Below are 11,297 nucleotides of genomic sequence, written 5' to 3' on the forward strand. Positions count from 1 at the left end.
CCCGAGGCCGTCCGCCCACGCCCGTTCGCCCGCCCCCGTCCGCCCGCGCCCGGCTCACGCCCGGTGGGCCGCCGGGCGCTCCGGGGACGCCTCCGCGAGCGCCCGGGTCACGGCGTCGACGCCGGCCCGCAGTCCGTACACCGGGGTGGCCGGCTGCTGGCGCCAGGAGTCGTCGAGGCCGCCCGCGTCCACCGTGTCGAAGCCCAGCTCGTCGACCAGCGCCCGGACGACCCGCTTGGCCGCCTCGTCGTCCCCCGACACCGGCACGGCGAGGCGGTCCGGGTCGCCCGCCGGGAGCGGCCGCTCCAGCAGGTCCTGCGCGTAGGTGCCGTTGAACACCTTCACCACCGGGTGGCCGAGGTGCTGCTCCGTCCACCGGCTCTCGGTCAGCCCGCCGTCCTCGATCGCGTCGATCCGGCCGTCGCGCTCCTTCGGGTAGTAGTTGCCGGTGTCGATCACGACCACGCCGTCGGCGGCCTCGTCGAACAGCCCGGAGGGCAGGTCCGGCACGTTCTTCAACGGGACGGTCACGACCACCAGCTGCGCGCCCCGCGCCGCCTCGGCGACCGGCACCGCCGTCGCGCCCGTCTCCTCGACCAGGGCCTTCAGCGTCTCCGGGCCGCGCGAGTTGGCCACCGAGACGTCGTGCCCGAGCGCGGTCAGCCGCCGCGTCAGGTTGCCGCCGATGTTGCCCGCGCCGATGATGCCGATCTTCATGGGAAGCCCCTCGTCTGCGAGTTCTGCGAGTCCTGCGATTTCCGCGAAGTCCGCGAGTTCCGTACTGGCTCGTCGCCTTGGCCCAACGACCTCCCGACCGCTCCGATTCCCCGCATCCGGGTGGGTCTTTCCGGAGGCCGGACCCGCCCTTCCCCGCGTGCCTGGTCCTGCCAGGACCAGGCACGGGAGGGCACGTCCGGGTGAGAATGACTCCCGTGAACCCGAGCAGCACCCTGAGCGAATTCCTGCGCACCCGCCGCGCCCGGCTGCGGCCCGAGGACGTCGACCTGCCCGACTACGGCGGCCGCCGCCGCGTCGCCGGGCTGCGCCGCGAGGAACTCGCCCACCTGGCGGGCGTCAGCGTGGACTACTACACCCGCCTGGAACAGGGCCGGGTCGGCAACCCCTCACAAGCCGTCCTCGACGCCGTCGCCCGCGCCCTGCGCCTCGCCCCCGACGAGTCCGGCCACCTCCACCGGCTGGCCCGCCCCGTCACCCGCTCCCGCCGGCCGACCGCCCGCCAGCAGCCCCGCCCCTCCCTGCTGCGCCTGCTGGAACAGCTGGACCACACCCCGGCCGTCGTGATGGGCCACCGGATGGACGTCCTGGCCTGGAACCGGGCCGCCACCGCGCTGTTCGGCGACTACGGCGCCCTCCCGGTCGAGGAGCGCAACATCGCCCGCATCACCTTCCTGGATCCGGCCTCCCGCGAGCTCTACGGCGACTGGGCGACCTGCGCCCGGGAGAACGTCGCCTTCCTCCACCTGGAGGCCGGCCGCCGCCCCGACGATCCGCTGCTCGCCGAACTGGTCGGCCAACTCTGCCTCTCCAGCGAGGAGTTCCACCGCTTCTGGGCCGAACACCCGGTCGCCGACAAGACCTCGGGCCGCAAGCTCTTCCACCACCCCCTGGCCGGCACCCTCGACCTCGCCTACGACACCCTCCGCCCCGCCGACGACCCCTCCCAGGCCCTCGTCACCTACACCGCCGACCCGGACACCCCCTCCGACGACGCCCTGCGGCTGCTGCTCTCCTGGGCGGCTTCGCGGTGAGTCCCGAGCGACCGTCCGGCAGCCGGCTGCAGCACCTCCTCGCCGGCCTGCCCGCCGCGTTCGCGGCCGCGCCCCGGCCCGGCCGGATCGACGCCTGCCCCTGCTGCAACCCGCAGGCCACCCTCGACACCCTGCTGCGCACACCCCGCGAACTGCTGGGGCCCGACGAACTGACGCGCTACGCCACCTCGGTGCTGAACACCGTCGGCTCCCCGGCGGATCTGCGGTACTTCACGCCCCGCATCCTCCTGCTCCTCCTCACCGGTGAACTCCTGCTCCCCGACCTGGAACCGTTCTGCGGCAAGCTCGACCGGGCGGCCTGGCGGGACTGGCCGGAGGCCCCGTACCTCGGCGAACTCCTCGACGCCCTCTGGACGGACGTCCTGACCGGCCCCGAGTGGTGGGACGCCGAAGCCGTCCTGTGCGCCCTCACCGCCGCCGACCCGGGGAGCGTCGACCGGCGGCTGGCTGAATGGGCCCGACTGGCGACGCCGACCGCCGTCGAGCGCCTGCACGAGTTCCTGCTCGGCGGCCCCGGGCCCCGGAACGCCTTCTGGGACCGGACGAGCCCGCCCTACCGGGCCTTCACCGCATGGCTGCGCGGCCCCGCCCTGCTCGACGCCGTCGCCGACGCGTTCGACCGGACCGAGGAACCCGCCCATCTCGAACAACTCGCCACCGTCCATGACATCTTGGGGACTCTGCCGTACCGTCCGTCCATGTGACCCTCGACCAGGCGTACGTGAACCAGATCTTCCTCCCGGCGACCTACGCCGAGGGCGTTCCGTACGGGCTCTTCCGCGAGCTGCGCGCGTCCGCACCGGTCTGCTGGGTCGAGGAGCCGAGCGTCGGCGGGTGGCCGGGCGGGCCGGGCTACTGGGCGGTGCTGCGGCACGCGGACGTGAAGCACGTGCTGCGCACGCCGGAGGTGTTCTCCTCGCACCTCGGGGCGACCCAGATCCGCGATCCCGACACGCCGGCCGATCTCGCCTTCGCCCGCACGATGATGCTCAACCAGGACCCGCCCGACCACTCCCGGCTGCGCCGGGCCGTCGCGGCCGCGTTCACCCCGCGCGCGCTGCACGAGCTGACCGCCGCCATCGAGAGCCGCGCGGCCGAACTCGTCGCCGCGGTCCGGCCATCGGGCGAAGCCGACTTCGTGCCGATCGCCGCCGACCTGCCGGTGTGGACGCTCGCCCGGGTCCTCGGCGTGCCGGAGCAGGACCGTCAGTTGCTGGTCGACTGGTCGAACCGTGTGATCGGCTACCAGGACCCGGACCACGCCCACTCCAGCACCGCGGACCCCGCCCGGCTCACCGACCTGGGTCGTGCCGCGCTCAGCCAACGACCCACGGCCGGCACCGCCCCCGACGGCCGCCCCGTCAACCCGCGCTCCCGCGCCGCCCTCGCGGACATGTTCGCCTACGCGCACGCGCTCGCCGAGCGGCCGCCGGCCGGCAGCATCGTGGCCCGCATGCTGGAAGCCGGTTTGAGTACCGCCGAGTTCGAGACGATGTTCTTCCTCTTCGGGGTCGCCGGCAACGAGACCCTGCGCAACGGCCTGCCGGGTGGGCTGTACTCCCTGCTCACACACGCCGATCAGTACCGCCTGCTGTGCCGCCGGCCGGATCTGACCGCCTCGGCGGTGGAGGAGCTGCTGCGATTCTGGCCGCCCGTACTGGAGTTCCGACGCACCGCCGCGCGGGACGTCGAACTCGGGGGGCAGCCGGTCCGCCGTGGTGACAAGGTGGTGGTGTACCACGCCTCCGCCAACCGCGACGAGTCGGTGTTCTCCGGTCCGGATCACCTGGACATCACCCGCACGCCGAACGACCACGTCAGTTTCGGTTTCGGTCCGCACTTCTGCGTCGGAGCGCAACTGGCGCGGATCCAGATGTCGGCACTACTCCGGCGGATCATCGCCGAGCTGCCCGACCTGGAGCTCACTCCGGGCGTGCCGCCGACGCGGCTCGTCTCCAACTTCCAGAACGGGCTGAAGCGGTTGGGCATCCGCTGGCGACCGGGAAGCAGTTCCGCAGGCCGTTCGTCAGTCGGAACGGCCGGTGGCGCATGACGTCGGCGGGGCCGAATCGGTGACCGCCGGGACTGCGGCCCCCGCTGCGGAGCGCCGGGGGGAGAGCCCCCGCCGGCCGTCGGCACCGGCCGGCCGTGCACCCGGCACGGACGCCGCCGCCCTCTCCCCGCCCGCGGCCGGTCACGACTCCCAGCGGATCGCGAGCAGCGCCGCGTCGTCGGTCAGACCGGTGGTGCCGACCCAGTCGCCCACGTCCGCCAGCAGGGCGTCCAGCAGGTCGTCGGGGCTCCCCGCCGGCAGCCCCGGCAGCCGCTCCTCCAACGGGTAGAAGACGCCCCCGGTGTCCCGGGCCTCGGTCACCCCGTCGGTGTGCAGGAGCAGCAGGTCCCCCGGCCGGGCCTCGAACCGGCTCGCCGGGTACCCGCCACCGGTCAGCCCCAGCAGCCCGAGCGGGGGCGCGGCCGCCGGCGGCGCCAGTGCGTCCACCCGGCCGGCCCGGCGCAGCAGTGGGGGCGGATGTCCGCAGTTGACCAGCGCGACCGGCTCCCGCCCGGGCGGCACCGACAGCAGCAGTGCGGTGGCGAAACGCCCCTCGCCCGGGCGGGCGGCCAGCGCGGCGTCCAGCTGTTCGGCCAGCCGCCCGAGGTCGGCCTCGGTGCGCGCCGCCTCACGGAACACCCCCAGCACGTCCGCCACCGTCTCGACGGCCGGCAGGCCGTGTCCCTGCACGTCCCCCAGCAGGATCCGCACGCCGTACCCGGTCTCCACGACGGCGTAGAGGTCCCCGCCGATCCGAGCCTCGGCCGCCGCGGCGACGTAGCGCACGGAGATCCGCAGCGGACCGATCCGCTCCGGCGGCGGGCGCAGCAGGGCGCGTTGCGCCGCCTCGGCCACCGTGCGGACCTGGAAGAGCTCCCGCTCCCGGGCCGCCACCAGTACCACGTTGGCGGCGCTGGCCAGGGTCGCGGCGAGGACGGTGATCAGCGCGGTGACGTGCACCTCGGTCGGCAGCTCGGTGTTGGTGGTCTCCAGCAGGCCCACGGCCACCACGGCGAGACCGCCGACCGCCAGCGGCACCCGGGCGCTGCGGCTGGTCGCCCCGGCCAGTACCGGTGCCACCGCCAGCACGGGCGACAGCGTCGTCCCGGGCCCGCTCACGAGGTCGGCCACCACGGCGGCGGCCAGCAGCAGGAACGCGCAGAACAGCAGCAGCCGGGTGCGCCGCGGCAGGTGCAGCGGCGGCATCCCGTCCGGACTGTCGGCACGCACGTGTCCTCCAGGCTGGGAAGGGCCCCACCATCCACTCTCTCCGGGCTCCCGGCGGGAGGCACCTCGGGCCGGTGGTCCCACCGTCCCCCGTGGAGACCGGTCGTGGGGACCGGCCGGGATCCGGTCCGGGAGACGGGACGCACGAGCCGCCGACCGGCTCCTCCTTCCCGCCGCACCGCAACCGCGACGAGGACGGTGTTCGCCGAGCCGGACCGGTCCGACGTCACCCGCGACGACATCGGGAACGGCCTCAAGCCCGTTGTGGACGGCCGGAATTGACGCAGAGTCGGTCACGCGACGCGCTCCACCGCAGGAACAGCAGCGCCACCACGGCGATCCCTGCGCCGAGCCCGTACACCACTGCGGCGCCCGACCCCAGCGTCGCGCCGCCGAGCACCGTGCCGAGCCCGATCCCGGCGTAGACGGCCGAGGAGTTGAGCGAGACGACCAGCGGGGCCTCCTGTGGGGCGACCTCGATCAGCCGGTGCTGCTGCGGGGGCGTCTGGCACCAGCTGGCGGCGCCCCACAGCAGCACCAGTAGCCCGGCCAGCGGCGCCACAGCGGTACGGGCCGCCGCGAGCCATGCCAGCGCCCCGAGCGCGGCCGCCATGGCGCCGTACCCGGCGGTGGCGGACAGCCCGCCGCCGGCCCGGGGCGGGGCTGGAGAAATCAGGACATTGGACATCCAGGTTCACCTCAGAAGTCGGCGAGGAGCCTGCGGGGCCGCGAAAGCGACCCGCAGGGGAATCGTGGGGGTTTGGCGGGCTTCAGCCCGTCAGTCGCGCGTAGTGCCGCCGGGTGCGGTCGGCGGCCCCGGCGGGAGCCGCCGCCATCAGGTCGGCCACCGTCTGCGCGGCGAGCTCGCGCCGCCAGGCCAGCTCGGCCTTGCGCATCGCCGTGGCCACCCCGCACGGGCGCCGGAAGTCGTCGCCGGCCGCCGCCGCCCCCTCCGTGCGCTGCCGGATCTCGGTGCAGCGGAAGAGGTCGTCGGGCCCTTCGATCGCGGAGACCACGTCCATCAGGGTGATCTGCTCGGGCTGGCGGCCCAGCCGGAAGCCGCCCCGGGCGCCCGGTGTGGAGCTGAGGATGCCGGCCCGGACCAGTGCCTGCAGGCGCTTGGTCAGGTAGGCGGGCGGGAGGTCGAACCAGGCCGCCAGTCGTGCGGTCGGCACCGGCTGCTCCTCCGCGAGCCAGGCCAGCGTGAGGCAGCAGTGCAGGCCCCACTCGACTCCTTCGCCCATGCGCATAACCAGGACACTACACGTCCTGGTTCCCGGGCGGGAGCGGGAATCGAACCCGCGACCGCCGGAACGATCAGCCCGCGCAGGTCGGGCAGAGGCCCCGGTAGGTGACCTCGGCCTGCGAGACGGTGAAACCGAAGCGCTGCTCCGTCGGGAGGTCGGCCAGCGGGTTGCCGAGCGGGTGGACGTCGCGGATGGCGCCGCAGCCGGTGCAGATCAGGTGCTGGTGCGGGCGGTGCGCGTTGGGGTCGTAGCGCTTGGCGCGCCCGTCGGTGGAGACCTCGATGACCTCGCCGAGGGTGACCAGCTCGCCGAGGGTGTTGTAGACCGTCGCCCGGGAGATCTCCGGGAGGCGCTCCGCCGCGCGGGCGTGCACCTCGTCCGCGGTCAGGTGCACGTGTTCGCCGTCCAGGACCTCGGCCACGACACGCCGCTGGGAGGTGAGGCGCCAGCCGCGCCCGCGCAGTCGCTCCAGCAGGTCACTCATATCGGTTCACCTATTCAGGTCAAGGGGAAGACCGGAGTTTACCAATACACATCCTGGGTCATCCGGATCCCGATCGGATATGGGTTTGGTGTCATTCTTGACTTGGATTCCGTCCATCGTAGGATCGGCTCCGGCGCTAGCCTAGGTACCAGCAGTAGATGTAGATGCCGTAGGTAGCACAGAAGACACCGTGATCCGCCTTGTGAGGGAAGGATTCCCATGTCTGACATCCACGATGCAACCGGCGTAGAGGCGAAGGCGGAAGGCTGCCCGGTCAACCACGGGCGCGCCGCGCACCCCACGCAGGGCGGTGGCAACCGCCAGTGGTGGCCGGAGCGGCTCAATCTCAAGATCCTCGCCAAGAACCCCGCCGTGGCCAATCCGCTCGGAGCGGAATTCGACTACCCGGCGGCTTTCGAGGCGCTCGACCTCCCGGCCGTCAAGCGGGACATCCAGGAGGTGCTCACCACCTCCCAGGACTGGTGGCCGGCCGACTACGGCAACTACGGCCCGTTCATGATCCGCATGGCCTGGCACAGCGCCGGCACCTACCGGATCAGCGACGGCCGCGGCGGCGCCGGCGGCGGCCAGCAGCGCTTCGCCCCGCTGAACAGCTGGCCCGACAACGCGAGCCTGGACAAGGCTCGCCGCCTGCTGTGGCCGGTGAAGAAGAAGTACGGCCGCAGCCTCTCCTGGGCCGACCTGATCGTCCTGGCCGGCAACGTCGCGCTGGAGGGCATGGGCTTCCGGACCTTCGGCTTCGGCGGCGGCCGGGTGGACGAGTGGGAGCCCGACGAGGACGTCTACTGGGGCCCGGAGACCACCTGGCTGGGCGACGAGCGCTACACCGGCGACCGCGAGCTGGAGAACCCGCTGGCCGCCGTCCAGATGGGCCTGATCTACGTCAACCCCGAGGGCCCCAACGGCAACCCGGACCCGATCGCCGCCGCCCGCGACATCCGCGAGACCTTCTACCGGATGGCGATGAACGACGAGGAGACCGTCGCGCTGATCGCCGGCGGCCACACCTTCGGCAAGACCCACGGCGCCGGCCCGGCGGACAACGTCGGCGCGGACCCCGAGGACGCGCCGATGGAGCAGCAGGGCATCGGCTGGAAGAGCGCTTTCCGTACCGGCGTCGGCGGGGACGCCATCACCAGCGGCCTGGAGGGCGCCTGGACGCCCACCCCGGTCACCTGGGACAACAGCTTCTTCGAGACGCTGTTCGGCTACGAGTGGGAGCTCACCAAGAGCCCGGCCGGCGCCCACCAGTGGAAGCCGAAGGACGGCGCGGGCGAGGGCACCGTCCCGGACGCCCACGACCCGAGCAAGCGCCACGTCCCGATCATGCTCACCACCGACCTGTCGCTGCGCTTCGACCCGGTCTACGAGCCGATCTCCCGGCGCTTCCTGGAGGACCCGGAGGCGTTCGCCGACGCCTTCGCCCGCGCCTGGTACAAGCTGACCCACCGCGACATGGGCCCGGTCGTCCGCTACCGCGGCCCGGAGGTCCCGGCCGAGCAGCTGCTCTGGCAGGACCCGCTGCCGACCGTCGACCACCAGCGGGTCGGCGCGGCCGACGTGGCCGACCTCAAGCGGCGGATCAACGACACCGGCCTGTCGGTGGCCGAACTGGTCTCCACCGCCTGGGCGGCGGCCTCCTCCTTCCGCTCCAGCGACAAGCGCGGCGGTGCCAACGGCGGCCGGATCCGGCTGCAGCCGCAGATCGGCTGGGAGGTCAACGAGCCCGACCGGCTGGCCGCGGTGCTGCGCACCCTGGAGGGCGTGCAGCGGGACTTCAACGCGCAGGCCGGCGGCGGCACGCAGGTCTCGCTGGCCGACCTGGTGGTGCTGGCCGGCGGCGTCGGCGTCGAGCAGGCGGCCAAGGCGGCCGGCCTCGCCGTCGAGGTGCCGTTCGCGGCCGGCCGGGTGGACGCGCCGCAGGAGCTGACCGACACGGAGTCCTTCGCCGCGCTGGAACCCAAGGCCGACGGCTTCCGCAACTGGGTCGGCAAGGGCAACCGCCTCCCGGCCGAGTACCTGCTGCTCGACAAGGCGAACCTGCTCGGCCTGAGCGCCCCGGAGCTGACCGTGCTGGTAGGCGGCCTGCGCGTGCTGGGCGCCAACCACGGGCAGTCCGCGCACGGCGTGCTCACCGAGACCCCCGGTGTGCTGACGAACGACTTCTTCGTCAACCTGCTGGACCTGGGCACCCGTTGGACGGCCACCTCGGAGGACTCGCACACCTTCGAGGGCCGGGACGCCTCCGGCAAGGTCAGGTGGAGCGGCACCCGGGCCGACCTGGTCTTCGGCTCGAACGCCGAACTCCGGGCCGTCGCCGAGGTGTACGCGAGCGACGACGCCAAGGAGAAGTTCGTGACGGACTTCGTCGCGGCCTGGGTCAAGGTCATGAACGCGGACCGCTTCGACCTCGTCTGATCCCCACGGAGGTGCGGGCAGGAGCCCGGGGCAATCGACCCCCGGGCTCCCGCCCGCGTCACGGCGCCCCGGGCTCCCGCCCGCCGGGCCGCGTCGTCACGGCGCGTCGGGCGCGGCGCCCACGCTGACCAGCCCCGTCTCGTACGCCGCGACCACCACCTGCGCCCGGTCCCGCAGGCCCAGCTTGCCGAGGATCCGGGCCACGTGCGTCTTCACCGTCGCCTCCGACAGCTGCAGCCCGGCCGCGAGTTCGGCGTTGCTGAGGCCGCGCGCCAGCAGCGCCATCACCTCCAGCTCGCGCGGGGTGAGCGTGCCCAGCTCGCGGTGCGGCGCCGCGGTGGCGGCACCGGCGTCCGGACGGGCGAAGCGCTCGACCAGCCGCCGGGTGATGGCGGGGGCGAGCAGCGCGTCCCCGGTGCGCACCAGCCGGACGGCGGCGGCCAGGTGCTCCGGGGTGACGTCCTTGAGCAGGAAGCCGCTCGCCCCGGCGGCCATCGCCGCGTAGACGTAGTGGTCGAGGTCGAAGGTGGTCAGCATGATGATCCGCGGCGGCTCCTGCGCCGGGGCGGCGAGGATCCGGCGGGTGGCCTCCAGGCCGTCCAGGCCGGGCATCCGGATATCCATCAGGACCACGTCGGGCGCGGTCCGGCGGACGGCCGCGAGGGCCTGCTCGCCGTCCTCGGCCTCCGCGACCACGTCGATCCCCTCGGACTCCAGGATCAGCCGGAACCCGGTGCGGACCAGGGCCTGGTCGTCGGCGACCACCACCCGCAGCGGCTGCGCGCTCATGAACTCTCCAAGGGGATCAGGGCCGTGACGCGGTAGCCGCCGCGCGGCCGGGGGCCGGTCTGCAGGGTGCCGCCGTAGACGGCGAGGCGTTCGCGCAGGCCGAGCAGGCCGCGCCCGTTGCCCGTGGAGGCGGCGCCGGTGGGGCGGCCGCCGGTGTCGGTGACCTGCACCTTCAGGTGGTCCGGGGCGTACTCGACGGCGACCGAGGCGTCGGCGCCGCCCGCGTGCTTGACGGTGTTGGTGAGGGCCTCCTGGACGACCCGGTAGGCCGCGAGTTCGATCCCGGGCGGGACGGCCCGGCGCTCGCCGGTGACGGTCAGCTCGACGGTCAGTCCGGCCTGCCGGACGCCGTCGACCAGGGCGTCCAGCCGGTCGAGGCCCGGCTGGGGGGCGAGGTCGGCGTCGGCGGCGGGATCGTCGCCGGCCGCCGACTCGATGGTCAACAGGCCCATGACGTGCCGCAGTTCGGTCATCGCCGCGCGCCCGCCGGACTCCACCGCGGCCATCGCCTCGCGGGCCTTGTCCGGGGCGGTGTCCAGGATCTTGCGGGCGGCTCCCGCCTGGATCGTCATCATGCTCACGTTGTGCGTCACCACGTCGTGCAACTCCCGGGCGATCCGGGCCCGTTCGAGCTCGACCGCGAGCCGCTGGGCCGCCAGCTGCTCGCGTTCCAGGGCGGAGAGCCGCTCACGGCCCTCCTCCACCCGGCCGCGCCACATCCGCAGCTCGTAGGCGACCGCGAACACCGGCACCAGGACCAGGACGGCGATCACCCCGTTGGGGAAGTGCGGCAGCAGGGCGTCGTCGAAGAGCACCACGAGCGCGCCGGTCGCGGCCGGCAGGCCGAGCAGCAGGGCCGCCGGGCGGCGCGCGTACGCGGCGGCGCTGTAGGCGGCGACGATCACCGCCACGCCGGTCGAGTACGCGATGTCCTGCGACTGGTGACGGACCAGCAGCGCGGTCGGCAGCACCGTCCACAGCACCGCCAGCGGGAAGCGGCGGCGCAGCACCAGCGGCAGCGGCACGAGCGGCACCAGCAGCAGCAACCCGGGCCCGCCGGCCCCGCCGGGCGGTTCCGCGATGGCGGCGTAGCGCCCGCTGGTGAAGGCGAGGAGGAGGGCCAGGGCGACGTCGAAGGCCTGGCGGCGGGGGGTCGGTCGGGGCGGCGGCGGGGCGTCCGGGCCGCCGGCCAGGCGGACCGCCGCGCGGAGCCGCCGCACCGTCGGATGATCGATCACCGGGACATTCTGGTGGGCGGGAGCCGCCGG

General features: G+C 73.9%; 11 protein-coding genes. 4 read left to right on the plus strand and 7 right to left on the minus strand.

What is annotated here, in order from left to right:
- Positions 1-54 precede the first annotated feature (54 nt).
- Positions 55-717 carry an NADPH-dependent F420 reductase gene (locus ACZ7KX_RS00260; protein WP_470324491.1) on the minus strand — a complete coding sequence of 221 codons (663 nt, stop codon included), beginning with the start codon at positions 715-717 and terminating at the stop codon, positions 55-57.
- A 206-nt stretch (positions 718-923) separates the two neighbouring features.
- Here ACZ7KX_RS00260 and ACZ7KX_RS00265 point away from each other — a divergent pair, with 206 nt between their 5' ends.
- The 3 genes from ACZ7KX_RS00265 to ACZ7KX_RS00275 are packed head-to-tail and all read left to right on the plus strand — an operon-like array spanning position 924 to position 3,843.
- Entirely contained in the window at positions 924-1,769 is an 846-nt protein-coding gene (locus tag ACZ7KX_RS00265; RefSeq protein WP_470324492.1) for a helix-turn-helix domain-containing protein, read from the plus strand.
- The gene (locus tag ACZ7KX_RS00270; RefSeq protein WP_470324493.1) at positions 1,766-2,494 is read left to right on the plus strand and encodes a hypothetical protein; all 729 of its coding nucleotides are present in this window, start codon (positions 1,766-1,768) and stop codon (positions 2,492-2,494) included. The genes ACZ7KX_RS00265 and ACZ7KX_RS00270 overlap by 4 nt, the downstream gene beginning before the upstream one ends.
- Positions 2,491-3,843 (plus strand): cytochrome P450, encoded by a 1,353-nt coding sequence (locus ACZ7KX_RS00275; RefSeq protein WP_470324494.1) that lies wholly within the window; start codon positions 2,491-2,493, stop codon positions 3,841-3,843. The genes ACZ7KX_RS00270 and ACZ7KX_RS00275 overlap by 4 nt, the downstream gene beginning before the upstream one ends.
- A 141-nt stretch (positions 3,844-3,984) precedes the next feature.
- Here ACZ7KX_RS00275 and ACZ7KX_RS00280 read toward each other — a convergent pair whose 3' ends face one another.
- From ACZ7KX_RS00280 to ACZ7KX_RS00295, 4 genes are all read right to left on the minus strand, one after another.
- A complete protein-coding gene (locus ACZ7KX_RS00280; RefSeq protein WP_470324495.1) occupies positions 3,985-5,073 on the minus strand; it encodes a PP2C family protein-serine/threonine phosphatase in 1,089 nt (362 codons plus the stop codon).
- A 250-nt stretch (positions 5,074-5,323) separates the two neighbouring features.
- Entirely contained in the window at positions 5,324-5,758 is a 435-nt protein-coding gene (locus ACZ7KX_RS00285; RefSeq protein WP_470324496.1) for a hypothetical protein, read from the minus strand.
- An 82-nt stretch (positions 5,759-5,840) separates the two neighbouring features.
- Entirely contained in the window at positions 5,841-6,320 is a 480-nt protein-coding gene (locus tag ACZ7KX_RS00290) for an RrF2 family transcriptional regulator (RefSeq protein ID WP_470324497.1), read from the minus strand.
- Between the two features lie 67 nt (positions 6,321-6,387).
- Positions 6,388-6,801, minus strand: coding sequence for a Fur family transcriptional regulator (locus ACZ7KX_RS00295; protein ID WP_350521088.1), 414 nt, complete (start codon positions 6,799-6,801; stop codon positions 6,388-6,390).
- Positions 6,802-7,020: 219 nt separating this feature from the next.
- Here ACZ7KX_RS00295 and katG point away from each other — a divergent pair, with 219 nt between their 5' ends.
- Positions 7,021-9,240, plus strand: a complete 2,220-nt coding sequence (gene katG / locus ACZ7KX_RS00300) for a catalase/peroxidase HPI (protein WP_470324498.1) — start codon at positions 7,021-7,023, stop codon at positions 9,238-9,240.
- A 96-nt stretch (positions 9,241-9,336) separates the two neighbouring features.
- Here the strand turns inward: katG and ACZ7KX_RS00305 are convergent, their stop codons facing one another.
- On the minus strand, positions 9,337-10,029 hold the full coding sequence (locus ACZ7KX_RS00305; RefSeq protein WP_470324499.1) for a response regulator transcription factor: 693 nt from the start codon (positions 10,027-10,029) through the stop codon (positions 9,337-9,339).
- Entirely contained in the window at positions 10,026-11,267 is a 1,242-nt protein-coding gene (locus ACZ7KX_RS00310; protein ID WP_470324500.1) for a sensor histidine kinase, read from the minus strand. Before ACZ7KX_RS00310 ends, ACZ7KX_RS00305 begins: the two co-directional genes overlap by 4 nt.
- Positions 11,268-11,297: the final 30 nt, after the last annotated feature.

This window comes from Kitasatospora sp. NPDC038210 (genome assembly GCF_055600605.1).